Raw genomic sequence first — 16,521 nt, forward strand, 5'->3', positions numbered from 1 at the left:
TAATACTAATGTCCAGTAGAATTTGAAAATAAATTAATCACGACAACACCCGATACAATCAAGCCGATGCCCAGCATAGCAGGCAAATCAAGACTTTGGCGGAAAACAAAATATCCAATAATCGCAGTTAAGATAATACCAACCCCAGCCCATATAGCATAAGCAATTCCTAAGGGAATAACTTTAATGACTTGAGATAACAAATAAAAAGCGATACTAAATAAAACAATGACTGCCACAGATGGACCGAGCTTAGTAAAACCTTCTGATTTTACTAAAAATGTTGAACCAGTCACCTCAGAAAGAATTGCCAGTGCAAGCAATCCATACGCCATCATTATAGGACTCATTATCTTACCTTTAAAAAAACATACCATTTGGTTGGTATCTTAAACAAAAGCTGATATTTTGCAAGTTCTGGAATGTAATCATTTCTCAGATGGCAAACTATAATGATTGATAAAAGCAATGGTTTTCTTAAAGGTTTCTTGACTGGCAGCTTTACTCATCATGAATTGATACTCATGTACTAAAAATTCTTTGGCATCTGGATAAAATACTTCTGTAACTGGTATTTTTTTGCTCATCAATACTTTCACAAATGGTTCAGATTGGGTCTTGGTTAAAAAATCTTTATTTCCACCACTGATAAAGACTGGCGGATAATTTGCTGTTAAATATTGAATTGGAGAAATACTTTTTAAAAATTCGACATCATCTTTTTTATTACCGGTATAGCTTTGAACTAAGTTAAATACTCCCCATTCAATCAGCTTAAGTTCATCTGGTGCAGTATGAATAAACGCATCCATATCATAAATACCACAATGCAAAATTAAGCCTTTAATTTGCTCACGTTGAATGAGCGGCGTGAAGTTTGATTGCTGGGCAAAAGTAGGATTACTGATGAGTGCCGCATAATGACTGACTAAATTTGCACCTGCGGAATCGCCCGCCAAATAAATTTGATTGGCATTAATACGATATTGCTGCGCATGGTCGGTTATAAACTTTAATGCCTGATTCATCTGTAACAACTGATTCGGATAAATCGCTTCAGGAGCAAATTGATATTGTACTGAAATGACGTTATAGCCTTGATCAGCCAAGAGTTTAAAATAGCCACGTGCATGTTCTTTAGAACCTGAAACCCACCCACCACCATGAATCCAAACCACCGTTGGACGAGACTCAAGTTGCATGACATTTTTTGGCTGATAAATATCTAAAGTCAACTTAGGTTCTTGCATATAGATAATATTTTTTTGCATCAAAATTTCTTCTGGTGCATATTTATCAAGCATCTTTTTTTGAACATGGGTAGAGGCATTAAATACGCTGGCAATCACCTTGGTACTCGTTTGTATATTCTGACAACCACTGCTGTGTATTACCGTAATTCCACACAGTATTAAAGCTAAATATTTTGAATACACTATATGCTCCCCCAGCCATTATTTCTCCTGCTACTTTGAACAGAGAAGATTATTTTCTTAGATTTTAATGCTTGTCTAAACATTTAGAAACACTTACAGCAAAGCTGAGCTTTTAACTCAGATTTAAATGCAAAATAGGACACACTTATATCCATGATATTTATATAATTTAATGAATTTTAAAACAATTTTCAGAGACTAAATTGATCATTTTAGGACAATGTGCTATCTATAAATAATAGCGATACAATAAACTCAAAGGAACAATTTTATGTCTTATCAAAATATTTTAGTCCCTGTTGACGGTTCCGAAATTTCCTTGTCTGCCGTGAAAAAAGCAGCTCAAATTGCTCAAGCTTTTGGTAGTCAATTAACCTTAATTAGTTTAGTCACTGAAGATCCATTTACGGATGTAGATTTCTATCCATCTCCAATTATGAAAGAATATTTCATACAAGCTTATGACAATGCCGAAAAAGCATTGCAACAGGCTCAAGCTATTGCTAGCGAAAATGGTGTAACGGCTAACATTCAAATTATTAAAGGTAATGTCTCTGAAGAAGGTATTCTCGATACCGCAGAAAAATTAAAAACTGATTTGATTGTTATCGGTTCACATGGCCGAAAAGGATTTCAAAAATTTTTACTGGGTAGCTTTGCACAAGATGTTTTAAGTGGCACAAAACTTCCTGTTTTAGTGGTTAAAGAATAAAATTTGAATAAAAGAACCCTTCAAATTAATGGTGGGTTCTTTAAACTCTTTCAATATCTCTTTAATTTGTCTTCATGACTGACAATCACAATTACAAAAGCTTTTCCATTCAACGATAACCATAAGGATCATTTCATGACTTATAAACATATTTTAGTTCCAGTAGATGAATCCCCCATTTCTTATGCAGCTGTTGAACAAGCTTTAGCCTTAGCTAAAACACTCGATTGCCAAGTCACTATTACCAGTGTGATTGCTGTAGACCCATTTGTTGGGGTAGATTTTTATAAAATTGCACCCGCAGTGACTGATTACTTTATGCAGGCTGAAAAAAATGCGCAGTTGCGCTTAGCTGATATTAAACAATCCTTCCTTCGTGACGGTATAGATGTAGATACCAAAATAATTCGTGGTGTATCACCTGCTGAAGGTGTTATTCATGTTGCGGATGAAGTTGGTGCTGATTTAATTATTATGGGTTCACATGGACGTACTGGATTCAAAAAATTAGTTTTAGGAAGTGTGGCACAAGCAGTTTTGACACAATCCCCTATTCCCGTGCTGATTATTAAAGTTTAATAAAAGAAGCTCTAGATTGACCTCCATCAAAAGTTGCAGGGTTGATTGAGCTGCTTTTAAGCGCAGAGTTCCGTATTTCACAGAAATCTGCGCTCTATTACTATCTAAACAGTGTTTGATTATTTTAATAAAATTGCAATATCAATGAGCGGTAAAGTTGCTGCTGTTCCTATAGTCGAAGCTGCAATATTGGGTGTTCCATCCACGTTAATTGCAGGTTTTGCACGGCTATCACTCATTGTTGTATTGAGATCAATACGATATAAAACAGATGGGCCTGAAGCGTTAGCAACTGTCGCTAGAGCATAACCATTGTCTCCACCAGCAATATCAAAACCATTATCTAAACCTAAATTTATACCTAATCCACCAATTCGGTTCAGTGTTCCAGTATTGGGTGGATCTTGTTTGACAACGATTTGATTGGCTTGATCGAGATCAAAAAGTTCTGTTGCTAATCCCACGACACTGGTTTTAAAACTATTGCTATATGCAGCTGCGCTGATCATTGCACCAGCAATACCTTTAATATCACCATCGCGGATCGTATCCCCCGTATCAACATTAACTCTTAGACTTTGTCCCGTATTGCTAATTACGCGTAAACGATCAGCGGCAGGATTAAAATCTACAGCAAATGCAGTCCCATCTAAACTGGTAAAGGTACTGTCTGTTGCCGCTTTAAGCGCATTCACTAAGATTGCTATACCAGTTTCAGGGTTAATCGTATATAAATTGGCTTTATTCGTTAAACCATATAGTTGACCTGATCGCTCTGTGCTATTTCTTAGTCTATAGTCAATTCCAACAAATTTTTCATCCACCAATAGACCTGTAATATTTTTTTCTGTCACACTATTGGGGTTATTTAAAGCAAAGCGAATTAATTTATTATTATTACTTAATCCAATCCCTGCTGCTGTAGCGTCTTTAGCACGTTTTAACGCAATGCCACGTATTCCACCCGTTGTATAATAATTTGCTAAGTCACTGGTGTTAAAAACAGTATTATTTGCTGTGCCCACATTTGCCAAATTCAATTGATAAAATTTATAGCTGCCAGAAATTTTTAATGCGGCATAACCGATGTTATTGATTGGATCGATATCAAAGCCCCCACCGCCTTGGGTATCCAGATTATCTCCCAATGGTGCTGAATCACCTAAAGTTCCAGCATTTGCATTTTGTAAGTAAATACGATCCGATGTTTGATCAATACTATAAAGTTTAGTGGCTGCCGTTCCAGCAAAAGCATTGCTATAAGCAGCTGCGACAATAACAGGATTATTGGCTATAGGATTAATTGTACCATCTGTAATTGTTGCACCTGTATCAACATTAATTCTTAAATTTTGTCCCGTGTTGGTGATCACACGTAATCGATCAGCGGCAGGATTAAAATTTACACTAATTAGATTAGCATCCCCTACAATTTTACTAAAAGGTAGATTTCCATCCGTTGTATCTGTTGGATCAGCAATAAGTTTTCGAAGAAATGTAGCAACTCCCGTGTTGGGATCTAAGGTATATAAATTGCCAAGTAACCCAACAGCATAGAGCTTCTCATCTTTAGGTCGATAATCAATCCCCACCAGCTGATCTTCTGCTTCTAGCAATCGAATTTTAATTGAGGAAACAACGTTATTTGGATTATCTCGATTAATTGAGCTAATCATACCGTCACTGGTTAAGATAATAGTATCGCCAGAAACAGCAGAAATAAAATTATTTTTCTGCTCTGAGCTGGTATTACACCCCATTAAAGAAAAACAACTGACCGAGGCAAGTGCAAAAGTGAGCATACTTTTTTTCATGTCTTTAATCCCTACAATATGTGGATAAAATCGAGTAGAAATATCCTATTTTTTAAGTCTTGTTTTAAAATAATTTAAATAAGTTGTGTTTATCTTTTTAAATCTACTTAGATAAAATTATTTCAATTTTTTTACGAGATAAACTGATTAAAATTTATTACACATACAAAACTATAATTTGTACTGTTTGAAGTAAAGAAATGATTTATTGAGTTTTTTAGTAAAATAGTGGAGCTTAGGTAATTCTTCACACCGAATTCACAGCGGCTCTGTTTTTTTAATTATTTAGCTTTAGACAGGTTGCACAACCCATAAAACGAGCAATTATCTGCTGTAATTTTACACTCATATTTATTGATATTTCATACATAATTTATGCATGAATATATTCATCATTTTTCTGTGACAATCATGACACCTCTGATATATCAGTTTCAGTTTTTTATGGTTGACTACGAAACAGTTTAAGCCCAAAAACCAACCTTTATAATCTTATAAACCGTTTATGCCCCTGACTTCACCGCATTGACCCTAGCCAAAATAATGGACACGACTTCTCTCTAAAGAGAACGTAATGTTAACTTTGAAGATGAGAAGCATTGCTCTGCAAGATGGCTAAACATTTTAACCCCCGAATTTAAACAACATGACATTAAGTCAGAATGTTCCATCCATTCGGAACTGAAAGTAAATTTTTTCTTAAATTAAGACTTACATAGAGCTAATGTATCATTAAATAATAATGATACAATATAACATTACGTATCATACCTTCTTTAATCCTATGTCTAATATTTCTAAACGCTTACAAGCAATTGATGCATTAAGAGGGTTGGTTATTCTTATTATGATGGTTGATCATGTTAGGGAAACTTTTTACCTTCACTATCAAGTTCCAGACCCAATGCTGATTCCGGGCACAGAAGAATCTCTGTTCTTTAGTCGCGTTTTAGCCCATATCTGTGCTCCTGTATTTGTTGTATTGACTGGTTTATCTGCCTATCTCTATCAAGCAAAGAATAATAGTATTCGTATGACACGTGAATTTTTGATTAAACGCGGACTTTTTTTAATTTTCCTTGAATTAATCGTTATTAATTTTGCGTGGACGGGAAAATTCCCTCCTGATGTTATTTATTTACAAGTCATCTGGGCTATTGGTTTAAGTATGCTGGCTTTAGCAGCCTTAATCGGGTTACCTAAAAAACTTTTATGGGTGATTAGTTTAGTCATTATTTTTGGTCATAACTTGCTTGATCAAATTTCATTTTCCAATGTACCTATCATTCATAGTTTATGGCTCATTCTTCATGAGCGAGGTTGGATTGAATTTGGTGATGTGATCCGCTTTAGAACGTCTTACCCTGTGTTACCGTGGATTGGTGTCATCACTCTTGGCTATTGCATCGGTACTCAAGTCTTTGATCAATCGGTAGAGCCCAATAAAAGAAATAAAATATTACTCACTTTTGGCTTATCAAGTCTTACTTTATTTTTCATCTTAAGATTTATAAATGTGTATGGTGATCAAGCGTGGTCTATCATGCCGACCTTTACCGAATCATTGATGAGTTTTTTCAATGTGACAAAGTACCCACCTTCACTCTTATTCATTTTATGGAATGTCGGTATTGGGTTAATACTCTTAGTTTTGCTACAAAAAGTGGAAACAAAAAACTGGATCAAACCATTGATTGTATTCGGTTCAGTGCCTATGTTCTTTTATATTGTTCACTTATATGTATTGAAAGGACTCTACCTAATTGCCGTCGAAGTATTTGGCAAGAATTATGGTGACTATTACGGCGTAAGTAGTGTTGGAATGCTTTGGTTCATTTCATTGGCCTTGTGTATTGGCTTATATCCTCTTATGGTTAAATTTTCAAACTTTAAACATAAGAACAAACACATTCCTCTTTTGAAATACTTCTAAATTATTTAGTGCTATTTCCCCCAAATTCATGGAGGGAAATGGCACTTTTTTATTTATTAAATATCAAATATTTAAATAGATTTAAACACTCAACATACTATTTAAGGTCTCTGCTACATTTTTCGATTTCACTTGTGATTTTAACGCCTCAAGTGCAGTTTTTACATCACTACGCTGTGGCTCAGCCAAGGTATACCAACGCGAAAGCACTTGTAGTAAACGTGAACCAAGAATTGGATTTTTCTCATCAAGATATTTGGCTAAATCGATGTAATGTTGAACAGCAAAACCCCATGTATTGACAGGATTGGCATTTAAACCCCCACTAACAGAACGAATACGATTTGGTGTACCCAAATCGTAGTCTGGGTGTGAAGTTAAATACTGGATACTTTCCACAGTGGCTTTTGGATGTGCTGCTTGTAGCATAAACCACTGATCAAGCGATAATGCTTCATCTTTAAAACGATTATAGAAATCAGCTAAAGTATCTTTCGCTTGTGGTGCATCATTCCAGACCAAGACTTTAAGCGCACCTAAGCGCTCCGACATATTACCTGTATTTAAATATTGTACATGTGCCAAATCAAAAGCTTCGCTATCACCTTGACGTGCCAACATAGTCAGCATGATGTTTTTTAGCGCTCGTACACCCATGGCTTGTGAAAACTCTTTTTGTAAATCTGGATCTAAAGCCAAATAAGTAGCTTTACAAAATTCACCCAGTTCACGTGCCAAGGTATTTAACAATGCATTACGTTTTTCTTGAATTTCTACTGGCTTATAATCAGCATCAATACGGCTGCCTAAATACCCTTCAGAAGGGACATCAAACAAACGGGAAGCCAACAATGGATCTTTTTCAACAAGGTCTGGTATCGTATTTTTAATCGCTTGAATATACACTTCAGCGTCATGACCATTTAACAAAATACGTTCAAGTAAAGTTTGTGTTGCTTGCCATTGATTAAAACCGTTGGTTTCATATTGCACTAAAAATGCAAGTTCTTCATCTGAATAATTAAATTCAAGATTCACTGGTGCAGAGAAGTTACGCAGCAAAGACACCACAGGTTTTGCTGTCACTCCTGTAAATTCAATGGTTGCTGTATCTTGATCAAATAAATACACGCCATCTTTCACGCTATTTTCAAATAATGCAGATGAATTAAGTGCGTATTGCTCACCCGTTTCTGCATTAAACAACGCCAAAGCCACTGGAATTGGCACTGCTTTTAAGTTTGGATATTTGGCATGTGCTTTTAAACTTTGTTTAAAACTTAAAGTATAAGTTTGCGCGGCCGCATTGTACTCACCTTGAGCTTCTAATTTTGGCGTGCCTGGTTGGTTGTACCAAATCAGGAAAGCAGATAAATCTACACCCGAACCTGCTGTCAGTGCAGCAACCCAATCTTCAACCGTGACCGCTTGACCATCATGACGGCGGAAGTATTCGTCTGTACCTTGACGGAACTTTTCTTTACCCAATAAAGTCGACATCATGCGGTTAATTTCCGCACCTTTTTCATACACAGTTGCGGTATAAAAATTATTAATTTCAACAAAATGGTCTGGACGTGGTGGATGAGACAATGGACCTGAATCTTCAGGAAATTGATGTGCTTTTAATACAGCTACATCATCAATCCGTTGTACCGCAGCCGATTGTAAATCTTCCGAGAAAGACTGATCACGGAAAACCGTTAGACCTTCTTTTAAGCACAACTGGAACCAATCACGACAAGTAATACGGTTCCCTGTCCAGTTATGGAAGTATTCATGTGCAATGACCGACTGTACGCGCATAATTGCTGCATCTGTGGTGAATTCCTCATCTGCCAGCACACATGAAGTATTAAAGATATTTAAACCTTTGTTTTCCATCGCACCCATATTAAAAGCACTGGTCGCCACAATCATATAATTGTCTAAGTCATACGGACGACCATAATGTTCTTCATCCCAACGCATTGAGTGCTTTAAAGCTTCCATCGCAATGTGGCATTTTGGAATATCTTTTTCTACCGCATAAATTTCTAAAGCAACGTTACGACCTTCAGAAGTCACATACGAATCTTTCAATACAGCCAAATCACCCACTACACAAGCGAATAAATAGGCCGGTTTTTTGGTTGGATCTTCCCAAATGGTGTAGTGACGACCTTCACCTGTTTCACCCGCTTCCATCAAGTTACCGTTGGCTAACAGCACTGGAAATTTTTTATCCGCTTCGACACGTGTGGTAAACACTGAAAGTACATCTGGACGGTCTGGGTAGAAAGTAATTTTACGGAAACCTTCAGGTTCATTTTGAGTAACAAATAAATCGCTACCTGCTTGGTATAAACCTTCAAGTTGCGTATTGCTTTCTGGATGAATAATCACTTCTGTTTCCAGAATGACCTCATCTGGTGCATTGGCAATCACCAACTGCTCTGCATCTAATGAATAATCATTGGCAGTGAGTGGCTTACCATTCAAAGTAATCGATTTTAATTCTAGATCACGCCCAAGCAGTACTAAATCTCCTGCTGTCTGGCGCTTCATAACCAAGGTTGCATGCACATTGGTATGATCTGTATATACTTGAATATCCAAGTTGATTGAATCAACCGCAAAAGATGGTTTTTCATAGTCTTTTAAGTAAACAGTTTGGTCTGCTTCAACCACTGGGTTTGCCGCGATATTCATATAATGTCCTAATCCTGTAGTTTTAAGCCAAAACTTTTTTTGTGAGCTGCCTCGATCATACGACAACTTTCACAATCTGTCTGCGCGATTGATTTGAGTTATATATGGGCACATTGTTGTTAATTTTCAATTCATCACCTCAACATCAGTGCAATTATTCTGTTAGTTGCTTACTTAGCATGCATAACTCGAAAAAATGGCGCTGATACAGCATAACTGAAACAATATTCCACATAAAAATAACACCCCATGCTATTTCATATCGTGTTGTTACCATGCATCTCAACTCAGCGCACTTAAATTGACACTTATTTTCAAGATAACTACATTTTGAGCACGTTTCTTGCTTGTAATCATGTGTGCAAAGCGCACTATAAAATTAAGTTAGAACTAAAAGAGGTGTTCCCATGTATCTAAAAGAACATATTGTCCGTGTGGAAAATATCAAAACTATGCAAACACTCAATGCCGCAGGAATTGATCATAAGGTCATTGCGATGTTTATGAGTTGCGAAGGTATTCCGATGCAATCGCCCGATATTTGTGCAATTTTGAATAACTACGATACATTGGGCAGCAAAAGACTTCCATCTAAAAAAGTGAAGGCTTTAATCGATGCAAAGCAATTAGGCGAGGACGATGAGTCACTGCCTTGCCCCGCCTCTTATTAGTTCAAGAATTTAAAAGCTCTCATCTCACAAATTTTCCTTATCTGGAGATGGAAAGATTTATTTTTCATCTCCAGATGGAGATCTCCAAAATGCTTAGGCTATTTTCAATCATACTGAACTGCTCTTGCTATAAGCATTTTTATCCATTCAACACGATTGCATCACGTCATCACAAAAGACCTGTGTATAATTGATCTCATGATTAACCAGACTTGTGATTGACTCTTTCCATGCTTCTTCAAATTCTGCAAAAACAGTTAGATGAAAGTACATCATGCCCTTTATGTCAGGCATCTATGTTCTGGATTGAAGCAGAACAATACGATCAAGCCATTAATTTTCATGAATGTAGTCACTGCCAACATCGTGTTTTTCAAGACCAACGCAATAACTGTCATTGTGACAAATGCTTAGCCAATCGAAAAAGAATGCTCACGGAAACACGACTGCAAGAGCAACGTAAAATTAAATCTAAAGATAAAAATAAAGATCAGATCGAATACAGACTGGATCAAATCAGTTTTCTCAATAAATTATTTTTACTGAGTATTTTGGACAACCAAGTTCAAGAACATACTACACATCATGAATACATTGACTGGGAAAGCATTAAATACCATTCCATTACCCCCAATTATTTATTTCAAAATTATTTGATCAAACAATTGGTTAAAGAACAAATCTTAATCGCTAAAGATTTTGCGTCTGAGGCGCATCATTATTATGTCAATGTACGCTTAGATGGCTATTCTGAACCCAGTTTATTTAGTATTACTCAACAACTGCGAAATTGGTTTTATGAAAATTTAACCATGGGTGTGCCATTTAAAAATGCAGATGAAGTCAAAAATGCACTCTATTTGGTGCTCTATCAAGAAATTATTCAGTTTGCCCAGTTTTATTGCCGCACATGGGGCGTACAAATTGCAGGAAATAATGCTTTTCAGACCTTTTGTTATCGCTTGATGGATTCGTTGGCTGTCGGGCAAATTTATTTTCTGGTGCAAACAGCACTGGAATATTTAAACCAACAAAAAGCACTCAAGGCACGTAATGAAAACTTTATTAATACCAATTTATTAAAGAAAACTTTACAACAATATCGTGAACGTGCTGTGACTGAAAAATGGGAAACATCCACCCTACCACGCCCATATAATATCCCTTTTAGTAAAATGAGCGAAATCCTGTTTTTTCGCTTTTTAGGCTACGATGAAAATATTTTTTTCCAACCCATTCGACATTCATGGAAAAAGATTGAACCTCGTTTAAGTTTTTATTCACAAAAACGCTGTATGTATTGTGGTTCAAATGAGCTTACTGTGGATTACGACGCAGAAAATTATGTGACCTTATGCTGTCGTACCTGTAAGCATCAAGACCATTATTTCACCCAATAAATGGTGATAAATATGTCTAGTTTCTCTAATCACACCCTGTTCAACTTAAGGAATAATCCAATGGATCAAACTTCAACATTAATCGAGCATATTGTTGAAGCATGGACACAGCTGCAAACTCAGCAGCCGCTCGTGCAATGTATGACCAATAGTGTTGCAGCCAACTATGCAGCCAATGTTTTACTCGCTGCTGGCGCTTCTCCTGCCATGATTGATAATCCATTTGAAGCCGAAAGTTTTACCACCATTGCCGCAGCACTCAGCATTAATTTGGGTACTCCAACCAACGAACAAATGCAAGCCATGCAAATTTCTGCACAAACGGCGCAGCGCACCCACACACCTTGGGTACTCGATCCTGTGGGCTATGGCACTATTCTAAAATGGCGCTCAGATATGGTGGATGAATTACTACACTATAACCCGACTGTCATTCGTGGTAATGCTTCAGAAATTAGTACGCTTGCAGGCAATCAAGTTGAATCTAAAGGTGTCGATAGCACTTTAAACAGTGCAGATGTGTATAGCCAAGCTAAACTACTATTAGAACATGCCGAATGTATTGCTATTTCAGGTGAATCCGATTTTATTTTAACCAAAGAGTTCGATGCAGTCATTCAAGTCAATGGTGGGAGTTATTTACAACCTAAAGTCACAGCAACAGGCTGTGCATTGGGTGCTTTAATTGCCGCTTATTGTGCTGTAGCAACACCGACCATTGCCACAATTGCAGCACATACACATTTTGCAATTGCAGGAAAATTGGCATTTGAACAAACAAAAATGCTCGGTCATTTTAATGTGGCATTTATGGATTATATTCACAGTTTAAATCCAGATTTAATTCAACAATATGCAGATATTCAAATCCTTGAAATCTAGCAGATGCTTTGATTTTAATGAAATCACTTGACCTCTACTTGTGAAAAGGTCAAGTGATCCTAATGCACATGTCGATTAAAAGATAAATTAAACATCATCTCAAAAATCGTTTTTAAATCTAATTTACAGACACACATCAAGCCCATACCATCAAAATAATCAGGGACATGTTGCATGAAAAAATTAATATGCGTAGTCGCTTTATTTCTCAAACACCGCAATTGATCTAAGCTTATTTTAGGCCGCACAATTGGGTGAACAAAAATATCTTCTCGACGTTTTTGCACTTCATGTTTACGTTGCTGAAAAATATTTAAAACCTGTAAATAGTCTTGAGGAATCTGTCTTCCTGCACGTGGAAAGAAACGCTGTGATCGTGAAGCAAAAAGTGTATACACTTTAGGCTGTATTACTGTAGTTACAAACCATAATGGGATAGTCAAATGGCGGATTTGATGATTAAGTACCACACGAATAGCACTATTGAGTGTTCGATTTCCGCTTCGGTAATCAGGTAAAATACCTGCTCGAGAACTCAAAACAAAGATTGGTTTTCCATCTAAAAAAAGTTTAACAATTGGCAGAACATTTTGTCCAATTAATTTTCCTTCATGATAATAATGAATAACTTGGACTGAAACTGCATCCACATCATGCACAAAATTATAAATTTCTTTTACCGTAGAATTGGGGAAAATGTGCTGATCAAATGCCCATATTTTTTTAAAAAAATGTTTTTTTTGTCCAGACGCAAGCTTTGAAAAATCTGTAACCGTTTCTGTAATTAACATGAGCGTGACTCATCTTTTATTCTTATATAATAAGTATCACTCATTTTACTTATTTTAACATCACAAAAAATAGGGATTTTCATGTCACATGAATCCAATTATTCTCCCCATCATCTGATCAAATTTACAACTTAAAAGAAAAACGAGACAGGATAAAAAACCCAACAGCACGCGTCCATTGGGTTTTTCAAATTAATTCAAAAAATTACGATGACCAAGATATCAAATACCGTTACAGCTATGCGCTATATTGCTCTAGCGATATGTAATTAAAACAGATTTAATTCGGTTTTCATCTAATTCAGTCACCTCAAAGTGAACGCCGTGATACTCCAACTGAGTACCCAACACAACTTCACCATGGGTTTTATCTAAAATTAAACCCGCAACACTGATATAACCAGCATCTTCATCAACCAAATCAATCATGCCCAACTCTAATTCAAGTTGATAGACATCCAACATGCCAGAAGCTTTCCATGTATGCTCATCAATTTTGACTAAATCGAGTTGTTCATCTGCATCAGGAAACTCACCCGCAATAGCTTCAAAAACATCCAGTGGAGAAATTAAACCTTGTACGTTACCAAACTCGTCACTGACCAAAACCAATGAACCTTTTGATGTACGCAAGGTATTAATGGCATCAATCACTTTCATTTTTTCAAAAATATAAATCGGGCGATGACGTTTGATAAGAGCTTTAAGTTGTTCCTCATCATCCAGAACATCAAGCAATTCTTTTGCACGCACCACACTCAAAACTTTATCTAAACTGCCGCGACAAACTGGAAATAAGCTATGTGGTACGGATAAAACTTGTTCACGAATCCGCTCAGGGGCATCATCAATATTCACCCACGAAATTTGGCTACGTGGTGTCATGATCGAGGCTACTGATCTTTCGGCTAAGGTTAATACCCCGCCAATCATATAACGCTCTTCATCAGCAAATGCTTCTTGCGCTTCAGCGTGTTGAGCACTATCTGTAAGCGTTTCCATTTTTCCGCCCATCAATTTTAAGATGGTATCTGCGGTACGATGACGCAATGGAATTTTTGATTCATGCTTGGTAGCATTACGTTGGGTAAACTGATTGAAAGCTTCAATCACAATTGCAACGCCAATACCTGAATAGATATAGCCTTTTGGAATATGGAAACCAAAACCTTCGGCTATCAAACTAATACCAATTAAGAGTAAGAAGCTTAAACATAGAATAATGACGGTCGGATGACGATTTACAAAATCAGTTAATGGTTTCGAAGCAAGTAACATCACTGCCATGGCAACAATCATTGCAGCCATCATCACATAGATATTGTCGACCATACCAATTGCAGTAATGACCGAATCTAAAGAGAATACGGCATCCAGCACTACAATTTGTGCTACAACTGCGGTAAAACTTGCATAAACAACATTCGTTGTAACTTTAACTTCAGATTGTCCTTCCATTCTTTCGTGCAATTCGCTTACTGCTTTATAAAGCAGGAATAAACCACCAAATAAGAGAATGAGATCTCGACCTGAGAAAGTCCAGTCAAAGACGGTAATAAGCGGTTTAGTCAAGGTGACTAACCAAGAGATAGCAAACAATAAACCCAAGCGCATCACTAACGCAAGAGAAAGACCGACTATACGGGCTTTGTCACGTTGTTCAGGCGGAAGCTTGTCAGCCAAAATGGCAATAAAGACGAGGTTATCAATACCTAAAACAATTTCTAAAACAATAAGGGTAAGTAACCCAATCCAAATTCCCGGATCTAATAAAAACTCCATTAGTTTATATCTCCGATTTTATGAATTTGGCAAAAACGAAACGTAGACCTGCACGGCGACGGATCCATATATGTAACCTGTTCAACAATAGATAAATTTATTATGCACAATCTATAAAATTTGTAATTAGATTTTTATGTTTTTAACCACTAAATATTTAAATTGTATAAATTTCAGACTTCACAGCATCTATTCATCCAATAGTTTGTTTGTTTGTTTTCAAAAAACAAACTACTCAGTCATATTTGAAAAATATAATGAAAAATAAAAAAGCCTCGGCATAAGCTCTTGTTTATGAAAATTATATTAATATTTATTTAATAAATATATCAATTTATTCAACTTATGACAAAAATATCAGAAACTTTTTGTTAAAAAGACCAATTCCTAAATCTGTTTTTTTCACTAGAATGAAACATAGCCAAGATTAATTAATGAAATAATCTATTCGCGAAACTTAGATGTGTACATTTCTAATCCAAGCAAAAAACTTACAGGATTATTCGCTATGACAAATAAAAAAGCATTAAGCTTCAAAAAAACATCGAAAACGATTGCGAATACAAGCTATGAAGGTGCATATTTTAATCTAGATTCATCCTTTGATCAGCATCAGGTTAAGGCCATAGTCACACATAATACCCAAAAGTCTGAAATGTGCTTACCTATCGTTTTACAACATGGCAGTCCTGCGGCAATGTTATCTTCAGATTCTTATCAAAATTATGAAATTCAAGAAGAAGTACTTAACTTTGCCCAGAGTATTGTGGTATTTCATCAAGATAAAGACAGCTACACCATGTCCCTACTCAACGAGCATGCTTAATTTTTAATTGTTTGTAATAAGAGAACTTATTTATATAGGTTTCCTTATTACATTATAAAAAACTTAATATATAGATTGATTAGCTCTAAAAAAATTTAGTATATTCTGCGCAGCAAATTAACTTTATAATAAAATGCGTGCGTTAACGAATTACAATTACAAAGCTTACAGGGGAGTCCATTCATGACTAAAAAATACAGTAAATTTTTACCTTTGGCGGAAGATTTTACCTTAGAAAATTTTCCATACTATTGGGTTACTCAAGTACATGCTCAATATGTACAAAACGTAGACCATGCCTTGAAAAAATATGGTTTAGATAATTCACGCCGTCGTATCTTGCTTGCCTTAAAGTCAAAGCCTCATGCCAGCGTTTCAGATTTATCTGAAATGGTTGTCTCTAAGATGTCAACAACAACAAAAATTGTTTATCGCCTAAAGGATGAAGGCCTAGCTGAAACATATTCATGTGAAGACGATGCTCGAATTACTCGGGTTGTTTTAACGGATAAAGGTCTAGAAATGACTCACAAAATTAATGATCTAACCAATGTCGTTTTGGAACAATCTTTTGAAGGTTTAACGCCCTTACAAATTGAAAAAATGATGGAAAGCCTTAAGCATATTTTTAAAAACTTAGCGCATTAAAAACGTAACTTCATTCAATTAAAAGAATTCAGTTAAGGATGAATTCTTTTAATTTCTGCTTTAAGTCAATGTAAACATTCAAACGCTACCTTTGGGAATATTTCCACAAGCAATTGAATATATATTTTCAACCTAACCTGTATCCTCCAAACACGCATGAGAAAGAATGATCAGTGGGCATCACATGAAGCAGACTTATAAGTTTTTCATTCTGGAATGACCAATCCCCCTATCGTGATCATAATTACTGATCAGACAATTTCACTGGTATTTTTAAAGTTTTATATTTTTATATAAAGCAACAATATCAAATATTCGACTATCTTTAGATCTGGCTTCTTATTCTTATACGCGGC

At 36.0% G+C, this 16,521-nt stretch carries 14 protein-coding genes; 8 read left to right on the forward strand and 6 right to left on the reverse strand.

The window, feature by feature from the left end; all coding sequences use genetic code 11:
* Window positions 1–5: 5 nt before the first annotated feature.
* The gene (locus tag B9T30_RS07765; protein ID WP_413772562.1) at window positions 6–338 is read right to left on the reverse strand and encodes an SMR family transporter; all 333 of its coding nucleotides are present in this window, start codon (window positions 336–338) and stop codon (window positions 6–8) included.
* Window positions 339–428: 90 nt separating this feature from the next.
* Complete coding sequence (locus B9T30_RS07770) at window positions 429–1,439, reverse strand: alpha/beta hydrolase (protein WP_413772563.1); 1,011 nt, start codon at window positions 1,437–1,439, stop codon at window positions 429–431.
* A 268-nt stretch (window positions 1,440–1,707) separates the two neighbouring features.
* Here B9T30_RS07770 and B9T30_RS07775 point away from each other — a divergent pair, with 268 nt between their 5' ends.
* Both B9T30_RS07775 and B9T30_RS07780 read left to right on the forward strand, forming a co-directional pair.
* The gene (locus B9T30_RS07775; RefSeq protein ID WP_086184473.1) at window positions 1,708–2,148 is read left to right on the forward strand and encodes a universal stress protein; all 441 of its coding nucleotides are present in this window, start codon (window positions 1,708–1,710) and stop codon (window positions 2,146–2,148) included.
* A gap of 135 nt (window positions 2,149–2,283) precedes the next feature.
* Window positions 2,284–2,727: a universal stress protein gene (locus B9T30_RS07780; RefSeq protein ID WP_086184474.1), complete on the forward strand. Its 444-nt coding sequence runs from the start codon at window positions 2,284–2,286 to the stop codon at window positions 2,725–2,727.
* 119 nt (window positions 2,728–2,846) lie between these two features.
* On the opposite strand, the gene B9T30_RS07785 is transcribed toward B9T30_RS07780, so the two are convergent.
* Window positions 2,847–4,541, reverse strand: a complete 1,695-nt coding sequence (locus tag B9T30_RS07785; protein ID WP_086184475.1) for a DUF4394 domain-containing protein — start codon at window positions 4,539–4,541, stop codon at window positions 2,847–2,849.
* Between the two features lie 784 nt (window positions 4,542–5,325).
* Between B9T30_RS07785 and B9T30_RS07790 the strand changes: the two genes are divergently transcribed.
* Window positions 5,326–6,474: a DUF1624 domain-containing protein gene (locus B9T30_RS07790; protein WP_086184476.1), complete on the forward strand. Its 1,149-nt coding sequence runs from the start codon at window positions 5,326–5,328 to the stop codon at window positions 6,472–6,474.
* A gap of 81 nt (window positions 6,475–6,555) precedes the next feature.
* Here B9T30_RS07790 and pepN read toward each other — a convergent pair whose 3' ends face one another.
* Window positions 6,556–9,165: an aminopeptidase N gene (gene pepN / locus B9T30_RS07795; protein WP_086184477.1), complete on the reverse strand. Its 2,610-nt coding sequence runs from the start codon at window positions 9,163–9,165 to the stop codon at window positions 6,556–6,558.
* Between the two features lie 407 nt (window positions 9,166–9,572).
* Between pepN and B9T30_RS07800 the strand changes: the two genes are divergently transcribed.
* From B9T30_RS07800 to thiM, 3 genes are all read left to right on the forward strand, one after another.
* Window positions 9,573–9,836, forward strand: a complete 264-nt coding sequence (locus tag B9T30_RS07800) for a hypothetical protein (RefSeq protein WP_004648786.1) — start codon at window positions 9,573–9,575, stop codon at window positions 9,834–9,836.
* 230 nt (window positions 9,837–10,066) lie between these two features.
* Window positions 10,067–11,236, forward strand: coding sequence for a hypothetical protein (locus B9T30_RS07805; protein WP_086184478.1), 1,170 nt, complete (start codon window positions 10,067–10,069; stop codon window positions 11,234–11,236).
* 60 nt (window positions 11,237–11,296) lie between these two features.
* Window positions 11,297–12,118, forward strand: coding sequence for a hydroxyethylthiazole kinase (gene thiM / locus B9T30_RS07810; protein ID WP_086184479.1), 822 nt, complete (start codon window positions 11,297–11,299; stop codon window positions 12,116–12,118).
* 59 nt (window positions 12,119–12,177) lie between these two features.
* Here the strand turns inward: thiM and B9T30_RS07815 are convergent, their stop codons facing one another.
* Complete coding sequence (locus B9T30_RS07815) at window positions 12,178–12,909, reverse strand: hypothetical protein (RefSeq protein ID WP_086184480.1); 732 nt, start codon at window positions 12,907–12,909, stop codon at window positions 12,178–12,180.
* 255 nt (window positions 12,910–13,164) lie between these two features.
* Window positions 13,165–14,691: a TerC family protein gene (locus tag B9T30_RS07820; protein ID WP_086184481.1), complete on the reverse strand. Its 1,527-nt coding sequence runs from the start codon at window positions 14,689–14,691 to the stop codon at window positions 13,165–13,167.
* Between the two features lie 508 nt (window positions 14,692–15,199).
* On the opposite strand from B9T30_RS07820, the gene B9T30_RS07825 reads away from it, so the two are divergent.
* On the forward strand, window positions 15,200–15,517 hold the full coding sequence (locus tag B9T30_RS07825; protein WP_086184482.1) for a hypothetical protein: 318 nt from the start codon (window positions 15,200–15,202) through the stop codon (window positions 15,515–15,517).
* Window positions 15,518–15,700: 183 nt separating this feature from the next.
* On the forward strand, window positions 15,701–16,165 hold the full coding sequence (locus tag B9T30_RS07830; protein WP_004648781.1) for a MarR family winged helix-turn-helix transcriptional regulator: 465 nt from the start codon (window positions 15,701–15,703) through the stop codon (window positions 16,163–16,165).
* The last annotated feature ends 356 nt before the right edge of the window (window positions 16,166–16,521 follow it).

This window comes from Acinetobacter sp. ANC 4973 (genome assembly GCF_002135275.1).
Lineage (GTDB): Bacteria > Pseudomonadota > Gammaproteobacteria > Pseudomonadales > Moraxellaceae > Acinetobacter > Acinetobacter kyonggiensis.

Excerpts from the sequence above, each read along its gene's own strand:
- B9T30_RS07780 (WP_086184474.1), top strand. The coding sequence starts at position 2,284 with ATGACTTATAAACATATTTTAGTTCCAGTAGATGAATCCCCCATTTCT.
- B9T30_RS07790 (WP_086184476.1), top strand. The coding sequence starts at position 5,326 with ATGTCTAATATTTCTAAACGCTTACAAGCAATTGATGCATTAAGAGGG.
- B9T30_RS07830 (WP_004648781.1), top strand. The coding sequence starts at position 15,701 with ATGACTAAAAAATACAGTAAATTTTTACCTTTGGCGGAAGATTTTACC.
- pepN (WP_086184477.1), bottom strand. The coding sequence starts at position 9,165 with ATGAATATCGCGGCAAACCCAGTGGTTGAAGCAGACCAAACTGTTTAC.
- B9T30_RS07785 (WP_086184475.1), bottom strand. The coding sequence starts at position 4,541 with ATGAAAAAAAGTATGCTCACTTTTGCACTTGCCTCGGTCAGTTGTTTT.
- B9T30_RS07765 (WP_413772562.1), bottom strand. The coding sequence starts at position 338 with ATGATGGCGTATGGATTGCTTGCACTGGCAATTCTTTCTGAGGTGACT.
- B9T30_RS07820 (WP_086184481.1), bottom strand. The coding sequence starts at position 14,691 with ATGGAGTTTTTATTAGATCCGGGAATTTGGATTGGGTTACTTACCCTT.
- B9T30_RS07815 (WP_086184480.1), bottom strand. The coding sequence starts at position 12,909 with ATGTTAATTACAGAAACGGTTACAGATTTTTCAAAGCTTGCGTCTGGA.
- thiM (WP_086184479.1), top strand. The coding sequence starts at position 11,297 with ATGGATCAAACTTCAACATTAATCGAGCATATTGTTGAAGCATGGACA.
- B9T30_RS07805 (WP_086184478.1), top strand. The coding sequence starts at position 10,067 with ATGCTTCTTCAAATTCTGCAAAAACAGTTAGATGAAAGTACATCATGC.
- B9T30_RS07775 (WP_086184473.1), top strand. The coding sequence starts at position 1,708 with ATGTCTTATCAAAATATTTTAGTCCCTGTTGACGGTTCCGAAATTTCC.
- B9T30_RS07825 (WP_086184482.1), top strand. The coding sequence starts at position 15,200 with ATGACAAATAAAAAAGCATTAAGCTTCAAAAAAACATCGAAAACGATT.
- B9T30_RS07800 (WP_004648786.1), top strand. The coding sequence starts at position 9,573 with ATGTATCTAAAAGAACATATTGTCCGTGTGGAAAATATCAAAACTATG.